This is a genomic window from Marinobacter sp. NFXS11 (assembly GCF_040148675.1).
In the GTDB taxonomy this organism is placed as follows: Bacteria; Pseudomonadota; Gammaproteobacteria; order Pseudomonadales; family Oleiphilaceae; genus Marinobacter.
The window spans coordinates 41,813-59,428 of record NZ_JAGDDV010000003.1 but is presented as its reverse complement, the minus strand read 5'-3'; the positions used below and the strand labels follow the sequence as shown (position 1 = coordinate 59,428).

Sequence of the window (17,616 nt, the reverse complement as noted above, 5' to 3'; positions counted from 1 at the left end):
GGTGACAGATCTTTCTCACGCGACTATCAGCGAGCGTAAAATCACATTCGGAATCATTGCCGGTGAGGCATCGGGGGATATCCTCGGTGCCGGCCTGATCCGTTCGCTGCGCCAACGCTATCCCCAGGCCCGGTTCGTCGGCATTGGCGGGGAGGAAATGGTTGCGGAGGGATTTCATTCCCTGGTGCCGATGGAACGTCTTTCGGTCATGGGGCTGGTGGAGGTTCTTGGACGAATTCGTGAACTGTTCAGCATCCGGGCCCGGCTCCTGCGCTATTTCTTCGCCACGCCACCGGATGTTGTGATCGGTATCGATTCTCCGGATTTTACGCTTGCGATCGAACGGCGCTGCCGCGAGGCCGGCATTCTTTCCGTGCATTATGTCAGCCCGTCGGTGTGGGCCTGGCGGCAGAAGCGGATCTTCAAAATTGCCAAATCGGTCAACCTGATGTTGACTCTGTTCCCTTTCGAAGCGAGGTTTTACGAGGAGCATCAGGTGCCTGTGGCCTTCGTGGGCCATCCGCTGGCGGATCGAATTCCCATGGTGCCGGATACCCTCAAGATGCGGGAGTCGTTGGGAATAGATGCGGATGCACCCGTGCTGGCGGTTCTTCCCGGTAGTCGTGCAGGAGAAGTGGAGAGACTTGGTACCTTGTTCCTTGAGGCCTCTCGCTGGATACAGGAAAGAAGACCTGATCTGCAGTTGGTCATCCCCTGCGTGAACCGGGACCGGGAGAAGCAGGTGCGCGATCTGGTTGATGCGTTGGAGGTGAAGCTTCCGGTTAACATCGTACGTGGGCGTTCCAGGGATGTGATGGCCGCCTCCGACGTTGTGCTCTTGGCCTCTGGAACAGCAACACTCGAAGCGATGTTTCTTAAAAAGCCGATGGTTGTAGGGTACCGCCTGAGCGGGTTCAGCTATGCTCTTCTGTCGAAGTTGGTGAAGGTGCCTCATGTCGCATTGCCCAATCTCCTCGCCAAGCGCCAGCTTGTGCCGGAACTGCTCCAGGACGACGCCACGTCCGAGAGTCTGGGTGCAGCAGTGCTTGAGCGACTGGAGAACAAAGAAGAGAGGGCGCGGCTTAAAGAAGCCTTTACCGAGCTGCACCATTCACTGAAGCAGGGGGCCGATGAAAAAGCCGCCCAGGCGATCTCAGATCTGATAGAGCAGGGTGCCCACTGATGCCCAAGAGCCCTTTGCCACCCTTCGAATGTCGTTACACCGGTTCTTTGCTTGCCGGTGTGGACGAAGTCGGTCGGGGGCCGCTCATCGGGGCCGTTGTGACTGCCGCAGTCATTCTGGATCCGGATCGGCCGATCGCAGGCCTGGCTGACTCAAAGAAGCTGACCGAGAAGCGTCGCAATGTTCTCTACGATCAGATTATCGAGCATGCCAAAGCCTGGAGCATTGGCCGGTGCGAGTCCCACGAAATTGACCGGCTGAATATCTACCAGGCCACAATGCTGGCTATGGATCGTGCAGTGTCGGGGCTGGCCGTGGTGCCTGAGTATGTTCTGGTGGATGGCAATCGCTGTCCCAAGTGGCGCTGGCCGTCGGAACCGGTCATCAAAGGCGATAGTCGGGTGGCAGCCATCAGCGCCGCTTCTATTATTGCCAAAGTAACCCGTGATCGGGAAATGGAAGCGCTGGAAGTAAGTTTCCCCGGGTTCGGTCTGGCGCAGCATAAAGGTTATCCGACGCCGGTCCACCTGGAAGCCCTGCGCCGCCTCGGAGCAACCCCTGAACACCGCCGCTCCTTTCGACCTGTTCAGGAGGTGATTGAGACAGTAGGATTTTATCGAGATCAAGTGGCCCCAGAGCCCGAGGAGCTCCAATATCGGGCAGACCTTTTTGAAGATATTGATTGACAGTCTCTCGGCCAATCCTTACTATACGCGCACGTTGATCGGGGTAGCCCGGTAAACAACCAGTTTTGATGCGGGGTGGAGCAGTCTGGTAGCTCGTCGGGCTCATAACCCGAAGGTCGTAGGTTCGAATCCTGCCCCCGCTACCACTATTGAAATAAAGCCCGCTTTCTGCGGGCTTTATTGTTTCTATTCGACGTTTTTGAGCGTACCCACCACGATTAAACGGCCCGTATTTGCGGACCTCTTTCGCGCTTCAGCATACGCATTTTGTTCTCCTCTGACCCCTGCCCAGACTTTTTTGTAAAGTTGTGTATGGAGCATGATTCCGGTGAGCAAAAATTTGCCCGCCTGATCAATTACTTCCCCGCTTTATTACCAATCCCTGACGGGAAATTGACATTTTCGTAATTAGGAAAATGACCACCGTCACACCGATAATCGTCCTCGTTTTATACAATTTAACAAAGTCGACGATTTATTGGTGCCTAATGCATATGAAACGCGTCATCAAAGTGTCACAGGCATGGATCGCCGCGTTTATTTTTGGAGCACTTCTCACAGGCTGTGGGGGTGGATCATCGGGTAACGCTAGCGTCGGGTCGCCAGGCGATTCAGGAGGTTCCGCTGGCTCAGGCAGTCAAGTTGATTCCGGGGGCACAGGCGGTCAAGAGCCGTCTCCCGAGCGTTCCGCAGTATTGAGCTGGAGTGCTCCCCTGACTCGCGTCAACGGCGAGAGTATCCCGATGGGTGAGCTCGACCGATATGTGATCCGTTACGGCCAGGATGCCGGCGAGCTGAGCGAAGAGGTCGTCGTAACGAATGCTCAGGCCGAAGCGGAAATGTCTTACGAAGTAAGTGGTCTGGATGCAGGGACTTGGTATTTCACCATCCAGGTTCAGGATACCAACGGGCTGATCAGTGAACCCTCCGATGTTGTAAGCAAATCCATCCGTTCTTGATGGGATCACCCCGGGCCTGGAGTATGAAGTCTCAGGCCATCGGGTCGGCAATCGGTAGTTTGAGGGTAAACGCAGAACCCTCGCCTGGTTGCGACGACACCGAAATTTCTCCCCTATGCTTTTCAACAACCGTCTTGACGAAGGATAGTCCGAGCCCCGTACCACGGACTCCGGCGAGCTCAGTGCTTTTTTGACGCCGGTAACGGTCAAACAGGTGCGGTAGTTCCTCCGGATCGATACCAGTACCTTCATCGGCAATCGTCAAACAGGCCTGATGGCCAGCGCGGAAGACCTGAATGCTGACGTCTGATCCACCCGGGCTGTATTGAACAGCATTGGTCAGCAGATTGATAACGGCGCGCTCCAGAAGCTCTGCATTGCCTTTCAGCCACAGGTCCTCGGTACCCTGTAACTGGAGCTGTATCTTTTTCTCTACAGCCTGCTCGCTGACGCTGTCACGGGCGTTTTCTACGATGGCCAGGAATTCGCACTCGTAGAAACGGGTTTCTGTTAACTGTTCTGCCCGGGCCAGCTGAACGAATTCCTCGGCCAGGTGATAGCTTCTGCGGGCCAGTTTTCCCAGCTGTTCCAGTTGTTCCTGTTCAATGTGGCTGGGGTCCCGTTTCAATTGTTCAATCAGAGCAAGCTGGGAAACCAGCGGAGAACGCACGTCATGGGAAATAAAGTCGATAGCCTCGCGGTGCTGTCGCTGCTGCTCCCGCAATTCCGAAATATCCGAAATATTGGCGATGATGCCTTGCTGGTCGCTGTCCGGCAGCGAAAACGGTGCAAAATGGATCAGGAAATCCTTGTCGCGAATCCTGAGGTCTACGGTGCGGCTCTGTAATAGGGTCAGGGTGTCTGAAACGGTTTCATGCCAAGGTGGCGTCTCCCGCGGATCATGTCCCTCCAGCAGTCTTACGAGGGGAAGGCCGGCCAGGCTCGGCATGGGCTCGCGAAACCACTCTTCTATGTGACCGTTGGCAAAACGGATAACCCCCAGTTCGTCCGTCACGATGATACCGTCGGGCATGCGCTCAAAACTTCGTCGGATGAACTGCTGCATATGGTTCAACCGGTCCGTGGCAATGCGGACCCGCTCGATTCGTGCAGAAATGTTTTCACTGGGTCTGGCGACAGAATCTGCCGGTACCGGTTGCTCAAGATGCAGCCTGCGCAGATAGCGCTGGATGGCCTCGCGCCCGAGATCATTAGGCAACAGCAGCCCCAGGTGATAGCGAGTGCCGGCTCGCAATAGCGGAATCCAGCTGCGATTGCTGTCATGGAACCAGTGACCCGGAGTCAGGCCATCCGGAATATCGCTCCGTGAGAGTCCACGTGCGGAGAGGATGTCGTTCTCCTCCATCAAAAGCCATCCTGTGGGACGGAACAGGGCCTGGAAGTGCTCCAGAAGTTGTGTCGGGTTTCTTCCAGAGGGTGCGGGCAGGGCGACCTGGGGGCTTCGGGCCAGTTCGTCCAGTTGCCGGTTCAAAAAGCGGTTGGTCATAGCCAGTCGAAGGCCGCTGGATACAGGAAAGGCCAATAGTGGGACCAGCAATGCGTTTGCGAGAGGTATCCACCATCGCATCGTAAGCAGCATGAACAGATAGATTCCGACCAGCCCCACCAGAACCGTCGTACAGGCAAGAAGGGTTCGTGCCGGGCGCATGGGTGGCAGGGCGAGGGCGAGTATCAGGATGGTTGTCATCGCCAACAGGGCAGACGCCCACTCCGGCGCCGGTCTAATCAACAATCCCTTCATGTATGCCGACAATACGTTGGCGTGGAACTCAACGCCAGACATCGGACGGCTCAGCCCCGAGAAGGGCGTGGGCAGTATGTCGCCAAAACCGGCGGCTGTGGCGCCCACAAAGACCGTTTTGCCACTGAAGTGTTCAGGTGCGGCCGGCTGAGTGAGTACCTGAGAGAAAGAATACGACTGCAGAGAGCCGGCTCCACCGATCAGGGGCACGGCACGGTATTGATCCCGAATATTGACATAGGGAGGCGTATCCCCGGCCTCTGGACCTTGTGGTCCAACACCGCTTGCGGCCAGCGCAAGGCTTGGCCAGAGCTGGTTCCCAAGGCCATTAAACAGATAAAGACCTCTGGCAACGCCGTCGCTGTCCAGTTCCACGTGAGCATGGCCCAGACCGGCGGCCGCTGAAGAGAGCTTCGCAACCGGCAATTGTTCGCTTAACAGGTACTCGGAGGTGGGCGGCGACAGATAGACTGGCAGGATGACGTTGCCATGGCTTCGCATCTGTTCCGCCAGTTGCTGGTCGTCTGGCGACGGTTCGGCGAACAGGATATCGAAAACAACGGTTTTTGCGCCTGCCTCATTGAGCTTGGCAATGAGCTCTGCGTGCAGGTTACGGGGCCAGGGCCAGCGGCCCAGGCGATTCAGACTGAGCTCGTCGATCGTCACCAGAACCACCTCGTCTGAGGCTTCCAGAGGATTCGAGGTGATGATCTGGTCGTATAGCCAGTAATCCAGGCGTTGAGGAAGTTCGGTTGTCTGGATAAGTAGGAGCAGTGCCAGCAGTATCAGGCCCAGAGTCCAGGGGGTCGTTTTAATTGGCAGCCAATCCCGGTTCATGAGCCCTGCTGTGTGTTTCGGTCGATCAACGGATTATTCCAGGTACAGTTCCCTCCCTGGTCCCCAACGGCTTTGCAGAGGACCATCAGAAAGAGCTTTCAGGCGCACAAAATAACGCCTTCCGGGAATAAGACGCAAGGCTGCCGTGGTATCAGGGAGTGTTGCTTCCTTGATGATATTGTTGAAGCCTGGCTCCTCCGAGAGTTGCAATCGGTATTCTGCCGCCGTGTCTACCTTCTCCCAGAACACCCTTACCTGGCTGTCGATGTAGTTCACGCTGATAATCCGAACCGGAGGCAGGCTGCCATTAACCACCATCTCCCGCGGCTGCGTTGTAGCGACTGAATTGCCGCCTGCTTCGGTCACCACGCGCCAGTAATATTTGCCAGGCCCAAGCGGGCGTGAGGGCAAGGCAGCCGTTTCGGGTGCCCACTCGCTGGTGGCGATCAGGTTCCGGAAATCCTGGTCCTCGGCTATTTCTACGCGAGCCACTTCATTTTCGCCGTTAAGCTGCCAGCGAAACTCGGGCATATCGTCGTTGACGGTGCCACCATCCTCCGGAGAAACCAGACTGGCGGTCCTGGCCTGAAGATCGACTTCCAGCGGGACAACGCGGGGCATTCCCGCCGTGCCGCGAGTATCGAGTGCCGCGAGGTGAACCTCATAGCTGCCATTATCCAGTTGCCCGATATCAAAGCTGTTGCCTGTCAGTTTTCGGCTTTCTACCCAGCGACCTGTGTCGCTTTCGAAGATGTCCACCCGGTGCATGGGGGCGCGACTTTCCTGCCAGGTCATGGTGGTGGGCAGTTGGGTCAGTCTCGGTGGCAGTGGATTGAGCGCCGGCGCTGGCGGCAGGCGACGAATGCTCAGGCCGTCGTTGTCTGTGGTGGACAGGCTGGCACCGAAACCCGCAGGAATGCGGCGGGTTTTGCCAGGCGCGCCGAAGTCTACGTTGCCCTCGGTTACCTGCAGGTGAGTGCCCTCCGCGGATGCCTGGAGTGCAAATGCGGTTCCGCGCACGGCTGCAACAGCCGATGGCGTTTCAATCTCGAATCGGGCGCCACCTTCCATCACCGGCTTGACCCGGGTGTGGATCTCCCCCCTGTCGAGTCGGAGTCTGGTATCGACCATGCCGGCTTTACCGTATTGGGTCAGGCGATTGAAAATGAGCCGCGAATTCGGAGAAATCCTCACCTCCGAGCCGTCCGCCAGTTCAATGGTGGCGGTCCCGGACGCAGACAGAATTTCATCACCAACGCGGATGAGGGTGTCTTCGCTCAGGGGTGTTTTCCGACCGGTATTTCCGGAAATCAGCTGCACGGTTCCGGTGACTGAGGTCGCCCGCGCCGGCTGAGGTTGGCGCTTTAGCCAGGCAAGGGGAATTCGCACACTGTCGCCGGCACCCAGAATTGCGCCGTTGCCAATATTGTTGTATTGCAGAAGGCGACTCGCGGGATAATTGGAGGCGAGCAGGTCGTTAGACACTTCCGAAAAACTTTCTCCCGGCCGCAACGTGTAGATCCACTCGGGCATCGGGTTGGCCGGCGAAACGTCGGAATGCCCGGCTGAACCGCGTGTTACGGACAGTTCCGCAGCTGAGGGCGCTGCCCAGACAAGCAGCGAAAGAATCAGAAGCAGTGCCGGTAATCGCGGAGCCGGGCTGTCAGTCATTGGCTGCCCTGGCGGGTTCGTCGACGTCAAAGGCCTGGTCCTGGGCCTTCATGGCCTCCAGGCGGTATCCCCGCTGGTAAATCGTCTTGATGCGGAAGCCGTTTTCCGGGTTCAGGCCGAGACGACGGCGGAGGCGGCTCATGTGGGTGTCTACAGTGCGGGTATTAATGTCCCTCGCCAGACCCCAGACGCGCTCAAGCAGCATTTCCCGAGTCAGTAAGCGGCCCTGGTTCTGGAAAAGGAACAGGGTCAGGTCGAAATCCTTATCGGTCAGGGTCAGTTCCTCGCCGTGCAGTGCAATGACTCGTTGCTGGGTGTTGATTTCGAACGGCCCATAGCGAAGCACTTCCTTCTCGCTGTCGGGGTTGGAGCGTCTTGCCAGGGCGTTGATACGCGCGACCAGTTCCGCTGCCCGGGCGGGTTTTGCCAGGTAATCGTCAGCGCCGGCGTCCAGCGCGCGAACAATGTCTGCCTCGCTGTCCCGCTGGGTAAGGAAAACCACTGGAATTGGCCAGTTCAGCTGGGCTCGAACGCTCTCGAGAACATCTATGCCGGTCATGTCTGGAATCTGCCAGTCCAGAATAAAGAGGTCGTAGCTGCGATGCAGCGCCGCGCTCAAGAAATTTTGGCCGGTAGGGAAGCTGTCGCAGTGATGCCCGCGCTCAGACAGAATTGACTGGATGTGCTGTGCCTGTTCGGTTTCATCTTCAAGCAAAGCAATACGCATTAAGCCTCTCCCGGAGTGTTGCTCTCTTGCCTGTTATGGAGCAGAGCTTTCGACGGACTACTCTGCTATATCAAACAATTATCACAAAATGTGGATCTGCGTTCAGTATCGTTATGTAGACTTGCGTAAACGGACTGCAGGCTTTCCGTTGTCGTCGTCCAGTGTTTGTCGGCAGCCGGGGAAATTACTACAGCCCCAGAACCAGCCTTTTTTGCCTTTTCGCCGCACCAGGGGCGAGAAACAGTGGGGGCATGGAATGGGTTTCTGGCCAGTACCATCCTGAGGCGTAGCTTCTTCCAGCGGTCGGGTGCCCCGGCAATCCGGATAGCGGGTGCAGGCAAAAAAGCGGCCGAATTTGCCCTCTCGCTCCAGCATCGGGGCGCGACATTTGGGGCAGTGGGGCTGTGCCTCTTGCGAGGTCGTGCCGATACTCTCCGAATCGACGGTTGGACGGCCCTGGGGCCTGTCCAGAAAGCCGCGGATCTCCTCTTTGAGGGTATCCAGAAACTTCCTGGGATCACCCTCGCCACGGCGAATGCTCTCCAGATTGGCTTCCCAGACGGCCGTGCGATCCGGTTTGCTGACCGATTCGGGCAGAGCACTGATCAACGCCTTGGCTTTGTCGGTGGCGCGGATATGTCGACTGTCGCGGTAAAGATAATCCCGTTTGAACAGGGTGTCGATAATGGCCGCCCGGGTCGCCTCGGTGCCCAGTCCATCGGTTTCACGCAGGGTTTTTCGCAGCTCGGTATCGGTTACAAATCGGGCAATGTTGGTCATTGCCGAGAGCAGGGTCGCGTCGGTGAAATGCTGGGGCGGCTGGGTTTTGCGCTCGCTAAGGCTACTATCGTCGCAGAATACCGGTTCGCCTTTTTCCAGTCTGGGAAGGGGTGCCTTCTCCGGTTCCTTGCGACCTTCTCGCAGTTTCAGCTCCAGCGTTTTCCAGCCGGGCACCAGGATGGCGGTTTCCGTCGCGCGGAATTCGTGCTCTGACACTCGTACCGTTAGCTTACCCTCTCTGTGCACGGCATCGGGCGCGAACTGCATCAGATAATAACGGCTTATCAGTCCGTAGATTTTTTCTTCCGCGTCACTGAGTTTGCCGTTCGGCGTCGGGCGGCTGGTTGGAATAATAGCGTGGTGGGCGTCGACCTGTTTGTCGTTCCAGGCGGTAGTCCTGCGGCCAAGGTCTGCGCCGTTGAAGGCTTCCTCCAGATCCGGTGCCACTCGGGCAATGGCCCTTACCACCTGTTCCCGCTGGCTGTAATGGCCTTCGGGTAAGTACCGACAGTCGGATCGCGGGTAGGTGATGAGCTGGTGGCGCTCGTAAAGATTCTGGGCGGTATCCAATACTTCTTTGGCGCCCATCCGGAACAGCCGGCCTGCTTCAATCTGCAGTGCTGACAGGGAAAAAGGCAGTGGCGGAGCTTCCGGCCGATCCCGAAACCGGGACTCAGTGATGGTGCCGGGTCGGTTTCGAACGCTTTCGGCAATCTGTTCAGCGACTTCCCGGTTCAGCAGGCGGTTCTCTTCATCCAGGTAATCCTGAAACTGCTCGTTGGGCTGCCAGCGGGCGGTGAAGGTGTGCTGGTCGGCCTCTTCTTCCTGGGCCTTGAACCGGGCTTCAATGCGGTAATAGGGCTTGGGCTGGAAGTGTTCGATGGTGTTGTCCCGCTCAACCACAAGGCCGAGCACCGGGGTTTGTACCCGGCCAACTGAATAGACGCCTTGCTCCCCCTGCTGCTGGTAGCTGAGGGTATAGAATCGGGTCAGGTTGATGCCATACAGCCAGTCCGCCCGTTGCCTAGCCAATGCCGAATGGGACAGCCGACGGAATTCCCGGTTGTCCCTCGGGCTTTGGATGGCCCGGGCCACCGCCGCTGGCGTCAGGTCGTTGACCAGAATGCGTTGCACTGGTGCGCTGGCGGCGAAATAGCGGATAACCTCGTCCACCAGCAACTGGCCTTCACGGTCCGGGTCGCCGGCATGAATAATGGTCTGGGCCTGACGGATCAGGGATTCCAGCACCTTGAGCTGTTGCCGCACGCTGTCCTTGGGCATGACTTCCCATTTTTCGGGAAACATGGGCAGGTCTTCCTGGCGCCATTTTTTCCACGCCGGGTTGTAACGTGCGGGCTCTGCCGGTTCGAGAAGGTGGCCGATGCACCAGCTTACGGTGGCAGCGTTTTCGCCATTGCCACAGCGTATCCAGCCCTGGCCTTTCTGGTGAGGGCCGGGGAGGGCAGCGGCGATGGCGCGGCCGAGGCTTGGTTTTTCGGCGATGTACAGGTGCATGGGATTTGGGTGTTTTGGAATCGGGATGGGAATGTGGCGCTTTGGCTTTATGGTGTCAAGGCTCTCGGGTGTGTCCTGTATGTGTAGTAGACTGGGTGTGTTGGTGGAGGCGGCTGTGAAGATGGCTTTCCCAAAAGACGCCGTGAACCCATCCATGGGGGCTTGGTGTTGCCATCCTTGGCAACACACACTTTTGGGAAAGCCATCTCCACACCCGCTTCTGACCGTTCGCCATTCGCCCTCTTCCATCAGGGTTGAGCAGTAGGAGTCTCGAAACATGAAAATCCAAAACGCAATTGAAACGAAACTGAACGACGCCTTCGAGGCGCGTGTGCTTCAGGTGGAGAACGAGAGCCACAAGCACAGTGTGCCGCCTAATTCTGAAACTCATTTCAAGGTGACCCTGGTGTCGCCGGAATTTGAGGGACAGATGAGGGTGCGGAGGCATCAGGCGATTTACAAGGTGCTCGCCGAAGAGCTGGCGGGGCCGGTTCATGCGCTGGCGTTGCATCTATACTCACCGGAAGAGTGGGAGGCCACTGGTCAGTCGGCGCCGGAGTCTCCGAATTGTATGGGCGGGTCTAAGAAAGACCCGGCGATGGCGACGCGGACCGCACAGGGAGAGGGTTCATGAGTCAGTTTTTCCAGATTCATCCGGAGACACCGCAGAAGCGTCTGATCAATCAGGCGGTGGATATTCTTCGTCGTGGCGGGGTGATCGTGTATCCCACGGATTCAGCCTATGCCATTGGCTGTCACCTGGGTGACAAGCAGGCAGCGGATCGGATCAAGCGGATTCGCCGTCTGGATGACAAGCATAACTTCACCCTGGTGTGCCGGGATCTTTCGGACATCGGGGTCTATGCCAAGGTGGATAACACGCAGTATCGGTTGCTGAAGAATTTCACGCCCGGGCCCTACACTTTCATTCTGGATGCCACCAGTGAAGTGCCCCGGCGGCTGCTTCATCCCAAGCGCCGGTCAGTGGGCGTCCGTGTGCCGGACAATGCCATTGTTCAGGAGCTGTTGGGCGAGCTTGGTGAGCCAATCATGAGTAGCACCCTGATTCTGCCGGGCGAAACCGATCCGATGACAGACCCCTATGAAATCCGGGAAACCCTGGAGCATGAGCTGGATCTGATTATCGACGGGGGATTCTGCGGTATGGAAGCGACCACGGTCGTGGACTTTACCGGCGAGGCTCCGGTGGTTACCCGTGTTGGTAAGGGAGATCCGGCGCCTTTCGAGGTCTGATCATCCTGATCCGTCTTTCCGTTATGCCCGGGCGTTCAGATTAAAGGCGTACGCCCGGCTATTCCCCGCAGCTTCGATTTGCTCGGCACTCACTGAGCGGCGCATGGTGTCGTAACGGTGCACAAGGTCCTGCAGGCCGTTAAATTGCTGGTTCTCGCTGATCAGTGTGTCCAATAGCGGGTTATTCACCCCGTACGCCTGATTCAGCTTGAGCGCATTGTCCATGAAATGCAGCGTTGGCTCGTTAACGCTGAGGCGATTGAACGCTTCCTTGAAGTTTTTGTTTACGTTCAGGTCTTTTTCAATCTGGATGCGTGTGTTGTCTGCGATTTTCCCTTCCACCGCAACGCTGCCATTCTCCGTTTTGCTCACGTTCAATGCGGTTGCCGGGTGCAGGTTGTATTCGGCAAGTTTGTGCCGCAGGGTTTCCCGTACAAAGGCAAGATCCTGCCCCACGGTCTGTTTGTAGTCAGCCATGACCAGCCTTCGGGCTTTCAGGCGGGCGAGGTCGGCCTGACTGCTATCCGAGGGCGTAAAGCGGTCATCGCCAGGTGTCGGCTCGGTTTCCATGGCCTTTGCCTGTGCTTTGCCAGGCGCGGCTTCCGGCGCTGTTGAGGGCGTCTGGCGCCTTTCCATGGCCTGCTGGAACTGGGTGCTCGCCCGGATCAGAGAGGTCAGTAGGGACATGGATGGGTTTCCTCCTTCGGTCAACCGGAGTGCGGTTTCCGAACAGTCAGCGTTGGGAATCACGAATGCTTGTCATCATGCTCTGCAGCTTTCAGGCCAACTCGATGAAGTCCCGGGCTGAGGGCTCCCTCCTTCCTTCATGTGTAAACGACTTTTCCCGGATCTGATCTGGGTCAGGAAATAATTGACGCATATCTATAAAGTTTGGCGACAGTTAGTTGTCATCACGAAACGTCAAAACAACGTCCTGGCCGCATGCCGCGCGGTCTCTGTGTCGGGTTACCATGAAAAAACAGTATTCTATCCGCTTTCTCTTACTTGCCGCTCTGGCGGCTGCCTTCTCCCTGGTGCTCGTGTTTACCGTAATCTACAGTGCAGACTCGCAGCGTGATCATCTTGAAGAGTTCAGCCACAAATACGTGGATGGACTGGCAAAATCCTATTTCGATGGGCTGAATACCATGATGGTCACCGGCACCATCGGTAACCGGGATGTCCTCCGGAAAAAGGTGATGGCGTCTGAAGACGTGCTGGACGTGCGGGTGATTCGCAGTGACCATTTGAACCGGATCTTCGGCAACGGCAACGCGTCGGAACAGAAGCGGGAACCACTGGATAAGAAAGCGCTTACCGGTGAGCGGGTGGAGTCCTATTCCAGCAATGAGGACGGGCGAGTCTACACACTGATCGAGCCCGTGATCGCGATGGAAAACTATCAGGGCGTCAACTGTCTTGGCTGTCATCAGGCCAGTGAGGGTGACGTTCTTGGAGCCATTCGGGTGGACTATTCCATGGCTGACAGCGATGCCCGTTTGCAGCAGCAACTGCTGACCAGTGGCGGTATTCAGGTAGCCATCTTTGCTGCGGTGTTTTTTCTGACCGCCGCCGCTTTGAGTCGACTGGTGTTTTCCCGTTTGCGGCGACTCCACGACCGCATGGACGAGATCTCCAGAAACTCTGACCTGACCCTTGAGCTTGAGGTTACCCGCAACGACGAGATCGGTTCCGTCTCCAGGGCGTTCAACCGGATGATGGCGAAGATACGGGAGAGCATGAATACCGTCATGGACAACGCCGAACAGGTTGAACAGGCGGCCAGAAGCATTGCGGGGAAGGCTGACACGACAGAGAGGGAAGTGCTTGCCCAACGTGACAACACGGATCAGGTGGCCAGCGCCACTACCGAGATGGCCGCATCTGCGGTTCAGGTCCGGGAAAATGCCATTCATACCACCCGAAAATCCGCAGATACTGCGGAATCAGCGAGCAAGGGTGAGAGCCTTGCCCGGAATGCAGTAAAAGGCATCGAGGCATTGAACACCGAGGTTCAGAGTGGCGCAAAACGCATTGAGCAGCTGGATCAACGTACCAGCCAGATGTCGGATATGCTGGAGGTAATCTCCAATATCGCTGACCAGACCAACCTGCTGGCGCTCAATGCCGCCATCGAGGCGGCCCGTGCCGGAGAGCAGGGGCGCGGTTTTTCTGTGGTGGCCGATGAGGTGCGTGCGCTGGCGTCGAGAACCCAGGATTCAACGGAGGAAATCCGGAACACCATAAACGGACTGAAGGGAGAGGTTGTCGATTGTGTGGCCACCATGCGCCACGCCTCTGAGATGGCAGAGCATCAGGTTTCAGCGATTCTGACCGTAGAGTCTGAGTTGCAAACCATCGCCTCTGCTGTGCGGGAGATCACCAACCTCAATCAGGAAATGGAGAGCGCTGCCAACGAGCAGAGCGATGTCTCCGAATCCATTAATCACAACGTGATCGAAATCAGTCGCTCGGCAGAGCAGACCTCCGGGGATGCCAAGGAGACAGCGAGAATTGCCGGAGACCTTCTGGCCATGGCTGAGAATCTCAGGAAAACCATCGAACAGTTCCGGCTGAGTCAGGAAAGCCGCCCTTAAAAGAGCGGCGCGAGGCTGGCGACAGGCTCAGCCCCGATGGTCGGAAACAAAGGGGTTGGTGGCTCGCTCCCGGCCAAAGGTGGACATCGGACCGTGTCCGGGAATGAACGTAACCTCATCGCCGAGCGGGAACAGCTGTTCCCTGATAGAGCGAATCAGTGTCGTGTGGTCGCCCTTTGGAAAATCCGTGCGTCCGATGGAGCCATGGAAAAGGACGTCACCCACCAGCGCCAAACCGGATTCCTTGTGGTAAAAAACCACATGCCCCGGTGTGTGGCCGGGGCAGTGAAGGACTTCCAGGGTCTGGTTACCCACGGTGACCTGCTGCCCATCTTCCAGCCAGCGATCCGGGGTGAAAACTTCCGGGGCCGGAAACCCGAACATCTGCGCCTGTTGGGGCAGGCCAACAATCCAGAAATTGTCTTCCTTCTGCGGCCCCTCAATGGGAATACCCAGCTCTTTGGAAAGCTCCGCAGTTCCGCCGGCATGGTCAATGTGGGCATGGGTAAGCAGAATTTTTTCGACCGTCACGCCTTCCTCAGCCACAGCGGCGCGAATCTTCTCCAGATCCCCGCCCGGATCGACTACGGCTGCCCGGCGCGTCTTTTCGCTCCAGATCAGTGAGCAGTTCTGCTGGAAAGGTGTGACCGGAATGATTCTGTAGTTCAGTGACATACCTGTTCTCAATCGCTGAAGAATTGGCTAGTGCCATCAGTTTACTGGAACTTCCCGCGTAACAACGAACGCGCCCCGCAAATCGCCCTCGGAGAAGCCGGTCGCCTTGTCTTCAGGATAGAGTTCAGCCAGTTTTGCCTTCACCTCCGGGGCAATGGACTTACCGTGACAGCCAAGGCAAAGCTTCTGTGTCGGGATGGCGCTCATATATTGGAACGCCGGCTGTCCGGACGCATCGGAGACCTGCCAGACCTCCACCGGTTTTCCGTTCTTCACGGGCTGTCTGTCCATGGCCAGCAGCTGGATCTCCTGCCAGTCGGTGGGGGCGTTTTCCGGGTTCCGGACTTTCAGACTGGTTCGACTGATGACCCAACCGCCGCCGCTGTTGTTCCTGGCGATTTCCGGTGCCACAGTCTTGCAAACACCCATACCGTTTGTGAGGCCGCCTTCTTTGATGGCAGCCTGGAGCGCCTGCTTCAATGAGCCGCCGAAGCTTTTTACCAGGGAACGTGCTTCGGCAACCATTGCTTCCGGGCTATCTGCTTGGGGTTGCGCGAGCAGCGGCATGGAAAGCAAGGAGTATAGCAAGGCTGTTGTGATGATCGGTTTGGTCATTGAATCTCTCCCGGGTTTCTTGGCTTTGGAATAAGTATATAACAAAATAATAATCCCAAATTGAGCCAGGACAGATTCCGGTAGAGCCGATTAATGATTACCACGCCAGCCAGATAACGTGGCGGGCACCCTTGCCGGGTCGCAAGGCCCTCACTGTGACGGGCTCAACAGAAAATCCTGCCCGTCGCAGCCTCTCGGTGAAGGAATGCTCCTGGCCGGCAGACCAGTAGGCAAGGATGCCATCAGGTCGCAGCGCTTTCTGGGCGGCCGCAATGCCATCCGGTGAGTAGATCCAGTTGTTTTCTTTGCGGGTCAGTCCTTCCGGACCGTTGTCGACATCGAGAAGAATGGCATCCCATTCGCCGTCGCTGTTTCTGAGTAATTCTGCTACATCACCAATGTGAACCCGGGCTCTCGGGTCGTTCAGCGGGTTGCCCGCCGCAGAGCCCAGCGGCCCGCGATTCCAGGCTTCTACTTCGGGAACCAGCTCGGCTACCGTCACCTGCGCATCGTCGCCCAGAGCGGCCAGCGCTGCTGCCAGCGTGAACCCCATGCCCAGGCCGCCGATAAGAACTCGGGGAGCAGGCTGATCGGCAATCCGTTCGCACGCCAGGGTGGCAAGAGCATCCTCCGAGCCGTGGATCCTGCTGTTCATCAATTCTCCGGTGGTGCCGGCAATTTTGATGGAAAATTCATCATTTCGCTGTAAAAGACGTAATCGGGTTCCCTTGCCGGGGATCGTTGCGGTTCCGATTTCGGTAAAGCGGGCCATTGAAAAGTCCTGATGTCGGTAAGGAGGGGCAGTTTAGCCCGCCTGGAGCCGGGTGAATATCACAGACCGAGGATAGGAATTGAGGGAAGTGGTACCCCCGGCAGGACTCGAACCTGCTACCTTCCCCTTAGGAGGGGGACGCTCTATCCAGATGAGCTACGGGGGCATTATCGCGAGAAGGGCGGTATGATAGCGGGCTAAGCCCTGAGGCTCAAGGTTCGGCCCGGTTTCAGAGAATGCCACGGAGTGTGTTTTGCCAGATCCTTTCTCGCTAAGCGTGATTGTTCCTGTGTGGATGGAAGCGGCAGGTGTAACAGACACCCTGCGCGCCCTGCAACCGATTCGTAACCGGGGGCATGAAGTGGTTCTCGTTGATGGCGGCAGCACCGATAGAACCGTTGAGCTGGCCCGGCCGCTTTGCGACAGGGTGGTTGTGTCAGAGAAGGGCCGGGCGCTTCAGATGAACGCCGGCGCGGCAGTTGCAAAGGGCGATATACTGTTGTTTCTGCACGCAGATACGCGCCTGCCGGAAGAAGCCCCGGTGCATTTAGCAAGTTTCGTCCATTCCCGTCGCGCCTGGGGGCGGTTCGATGTGCGGCTAAGTGGTGAGCGGCCGCTGTTCCGGGTTATTGCCTGGTTCATGAACCAGCGCTCGCGTCTGTCAGGCATCTGTACCGGTGATCAGGGCATCTTCGTGCGGCGAGGGGCTTTCGAGGCCCTGGGTGGTTTTCACCCGATGCCGCTCATGGAAGATGTCGAATTCTCACGCCGTCTTTGCCTGGTGTCCCGTCCTTTCTGTATAAAAGAGCCAGTCGTTACCGATAGCCGCCGTTGGCAGAAATACGGTGCCTGGCGAACAATTTTTCTGATGTGGCAGCTGCGCTGGCGGTATTGGCGTGGTGAATCGCCGGAGTCTCTGGCCCAAATTTACCGATCGGATGTGCGAAATGCCTCAAAGTAATCCTCCTTCGGCGGTTTTTCTCCAGTTTGCCAAATGGCCGGAAGCCGGACGGGTTAAAACCCGGTTGATGCCCGAGTTGGGTGCGGTAGGGGCTCTCGAAGCCCATGTTCGGCTCACGTTGGCTGTGCTGGATAACCTGTGTGCGACCGGCTATCCGGTGGAATTCTGGTGGGATAGACCGGTGGATGACCGGCCCGGCGAGGCGGCCTCTATCATTGAAGAGCTTGATGCCGCCGGCCTGATGCAAGGCGTTCAGGAGGGCAGCACACTGGGCCAGCGGATGTATCGTGCGTTGAGCCTGTCTCTTCAGGACTATGACCGGGCCTTGGTGGTGGGCAGTGATTGCCCCTCGGTCGATCCGGATTACGCCCGTAACGCCGTCGCGCGCCTGAAAGACTACGACGTTGTGCTTGGGCCCTCAGACGATGGCGGCTATGTCCTGATTGGAGCCTCCCGAGTGGCTGAGGGAATGTTGGATGACATTGCCTGGGGCACGCCGGAGGTTCTGGCCCAGACCTGTGAGCGCCTGAAAGCATCGGGGCTCAGCTATTATTTGCTGGAGCCCCGCTGGGATGTCGACGAGCCCGAAGACTGGGCGCGCTTTCTGCGCACTCTTCGATGA

16 protein-coding genes and 2 tRNA genes are annotated in these 17,616 nt (G+C 57.5%); 9 read left to right on the top strand and 9 right to left on the bottom strand.

All coding sequences use genetic code 11. The features are described from left to right. The first annotated feature begins 1 nt into the window (after position 1). From lpxB to J3362_RS19825, 4 genes are all read left to right on the top strand, one after another. Entirely contained in the window at positions 2–1,183 is a 1,182-nt protein-coding gene (gene lpxB / locus J3362_RS15980) for a lipid-A-disaccharide synthase (protein ID WP_349521056.1), read from the top strand. Next, complete coding sequence (gene rnhB, locus J3362_RS15975; protein ID WP_349521054.1) at positions 1,183–1,869, top strand: ribonuclease HII; 687 nt, start codon at positions 1,183–1,185, stop codon at positions 1,867–1,869. The genes lpxB and rnhB overlap by 1 nt, the downstream gene beginning before the upstream one ends. A 69-nt stretch (positions 1,870–1,938) precedes the next feature. After that, positions 1,939–2,015 (top strand) — tRNA-Met (locus J3362_RS15970). A 270-nt stretch (positions 2,016–2,285) separates the two neighbouring features. Beyond that, entirely contained in the window at positions 2,286–2,828 is a 543-nt protein-coding gene (locus J3362_RS19825; protein WP_502882443.1) for a fibronectin type III domain-containing protein, read from the top strand. Between the two features lie 31 nt (positions 2,829–2,859). Here the strand turns inward: J3362_RS19825 and J3362_RS15960 are convergent, their stop codons facing one another. The 4 genes from J3362_RS15960 to J3362_RS15945 form a co-directional block, all read right to left on the bottom strand. After that, entirely contained in the window at positions 2,860–5,427 is a 2,568-nt protein-coding gene (locus tag J3362_RS15960; protein ID WP_349521050.1) for a CHASE2 domain-containing protein, read from the bottom strand. 33 nt (positions 5,428–5,460) lie between these two features. Then, positions 5,461–7,098, bottom strand: coding sequence for a FecR family protein (locus J3362_RS15955; protein WP_349521049.1), 1,638 nt, complete (start codon positions 7,096–7,098; stop codon positions 5,461–5,463). Continuing rightward, complete coding sequence (locus tag J3362_RS15950) at positions 7,091–7,825, bottom strand: response regulator transcription factor (protein ID WP_349521047.1); 735 nt, start codon at positions 7,823–7,825, stop codon at positions 7,091–7,093. Before J3362_RS15950 ends, J3362_RS15955 begins: the two co-directional genes overlap by 8 nt. 111 nt (positions 7,826–7,936) lie before the next feature. After that, complete coding sequence (locus J3362_RS15945) at positions 7,937–10,120, bottom strand: DNA topoisomerase III (RefSeq protein WP_349521046.1); 2,184 nt, start codon at positions 10,118–10,120, stop codon at positions 7,937–7,939. Positions 10,121–10,397: 277 nt separating this feature from the next. Here J3362_RS15945 and J3362_RS15940 point away from each other — a divergent pair, with 277 nt between their 5' ends. Further along, positions 10,398–10,754: a BolA family protein gene (locus tag J3362_RS15940; protein ID WP_349521044.1), complete on the top strand. Its 357-nt coding sequence runs from the start codon at positions 10,398–10,400 to the stop codon at positions 10,752–10,754. Next, positions 10,751–11,374, top strand: a complete 624-nt coding sequence (locus tag J3362_RS15935) for an L-threonylcarbamoyladenylate synthase (RefSeq protein ID WP_008171409.1) — start codon at positions 10,751–10,753, stop codon at positions 11,372–11,374. Before J3362_RS15940 ends, J3362_RS15935 begins: the two co-directional genes overlap by 4 nt. A 21-nt stretch (positions 11,375–11,395) precedes the next feature. On the opposite strand, the gene J3362_RS15930 is transcribed toward J3362_RS15935, so the two are convergent. Further along, entirely contained in the window at positions 11,396–12,061 is a 666-nt protein-coding gene (locus J3362_RS15930) for a hypothetical protein (protein WP_349521043.1), read from the bottom strand. 284 nt (positions 12,062–12,345) lie between these two features. Between J3362_RS15930 and J3362_RS15925 the strand changes: the two genes are divergently transcribed. Further along, positions 12,346–13,971: a methyl-accepting chemotaxis protein gene (locus J3362_RS15925; RefSeq protein WP_349521041.1), complete on the top strand. Its 1,626-nt coding sequence runs from the start codon at positions 12,346–12,348 to the stop codon at positions 13,969–13,971. 27 nt (positions 13,972–13,998) lie between these two features. On the opposite strand, the gene J3362_RS15920 is transcribed toward J3362_RS15925, so the two are convergent. The 4 genes from J3362_RS15920 to J3362_RS15905 form a co-directional block, all read right to left on the bottom strand. Then, entirely contained in the window at positions 13,999–14,646 is a 648-nt protein-coding gene (locus tag J3362_RS15920) for an MBL fold metallo-hydrolase (protein WP_349521039.1), read from the bottom strand. Between the two features lie 36 nt (positions 14,647–14,682). Next, on the bottom strand, positions 14,683–15,261 hold the full coding sequence (locus tag J3362_RS15915; protein ID WP_349521037.1) for a Tll0287-like domain-containing protein: 579 nt from the start codon (positions 15,259–15,261) through the stop codon (positions 14,683–14,685). A 97-nt stretch (positions 15,262–15,358) separates the two neighbouring features. Then, on the bottom strand, positions 15,359–16,033 hold the full coding sequence (locus tag J3362_RS15910; RefSeq protein WP_349521036.1) for a spermidine synthase: 675 nt from the start codon (positions 16,031–16,033) through the stop codon (positions 15,359–15,361). A gap of 89 nt (positions 16,034–16,122) precedes the next feature. Beyond that, positions 16,123–16,199 (bottom strand) — tRNA-Arg (locus tag J3362_RS15905). A gap of 87 nt (positions 16,200–16,286) precedes the next feature. Here J3362_RS15905 and J3362_RS15900 point away from each other — a divergent pair. Continuing rightward, positions 16,287–16,994, top strand: a complete 708-nt coding sequence (locus J3362_RS15900) for a TIGR04283 family arsenosugar biosynthesis glycosyltransferase (protein ID WP_349521035.1) — start codon at positions 16,287–16,289, stop codon at positions 16,992–16,994. Then, a complete protein-coding gene (locus tag J3362_RS15895) occupies positions 16,981–17,616 on the top strand; it encodes a TIGR04282 family arsenosugar biosynthesis glycosyltransferase (protein WP_349521033.1) in 636 nt (211 codons plus the stop codon). The genes J3362_RS15900 and J3362_RS15895 overlap by 14 nt, the downstream gene beginning before the upstream one ends.

Coding starts and splice junctions, on each gene's coding strand:
- rnhB (WP_349521054.1), top strand. CDS start 1,183: ATGCCCAAGAGCCCTTTGCCACCCTTCGAATGTCGTTACACCGGTTCT.
- J3362_RS19825 (WP_502882443.1), top strand. CDS start 2,286: ATGACCACCGTCACACCGATAATCGTCCTCGTTTTATACAATTTAACA.
- J3362_RS15960 (WP_349521050.1), bottom strand. CDS start 5,427: ATGAACCGGGATTGGCTGCCAATTAAAACGACCCCCTGGACTCTGGGC.
- J3362_RS15955 (WP_349521049.1), bottom strand. CDS start 7,098: ATGACTGACAGCCCGGCTCCGCGATTACCGGCACTGCTTCTGATTCTT.
- J3362_RS15950 (WP_349521047.1), bottom strand. CDS start 7,825: ATGCGTATTGCTTTGCTTGAAGATGAAACCGAACAGGCACAGCACATC.
- J3362_RS15945 (WP_349521046.1), bottom strand. CDS start 10,120: ATGCACCTGTACATCGCCGAAAAACCAAGCCTCGGCCGCGCCATCGCC.
- J3362_RS15940 (WP_349521044.1), top strand. CDS start 10,398: ATGAAAATCCAAAACGCAATTGAAACGAAACTGAACGACGCCTTCGAG.
- J3362_RS15935 (WP_008171409.1), top strand. CDS start 10,751: ATGAGTCAGTTTTTCCAGATTCATCCGGAGACACCGCAGAAGCGTCTG.
- J3362_RS15930 (WP_349521043.1), bottom strand. CDS start 12,061: ATGTCCCTACTGACCTCTCTGATCCGGGCGAGCACCCAGTTCCAGCAG.
- J3362_RS15925 (WP_349521041.1), top strand. CDS start 12,346: ATGAAAAAACAGTATTCTATCCGCTTTCTCTTACTTGCCGCTCTGGCG.
- J3362_RS15920 (WP_349521039.1), bottom strand. CDS start 14,646: ATGTCACTGAACTACAGAATCATTCCGGTCACACCTTTCCAGCAGAAC.
- J3362_RS15915 (WP_349521037.1), bottom strand. CDS start 15,261: ATGACCAAACCGATCATCACAACAGCCTTGCTATACTCCTTGCTTTCC.
- J3362_RS15910 (WP_349521036.1), bottom strand. CDS start 16,033: ATGGCCCGCTTTACCGAAATCGGAACCGCAACGATCCCCGGCAAGGGA.
- J3362_RS15895 (WP_349521033.1), top strand. CDS start 16,981: ATGCCTCAAAGTAATCCTCCTTCGGCGGTTTTTCTCCAGTTTGCCAAA.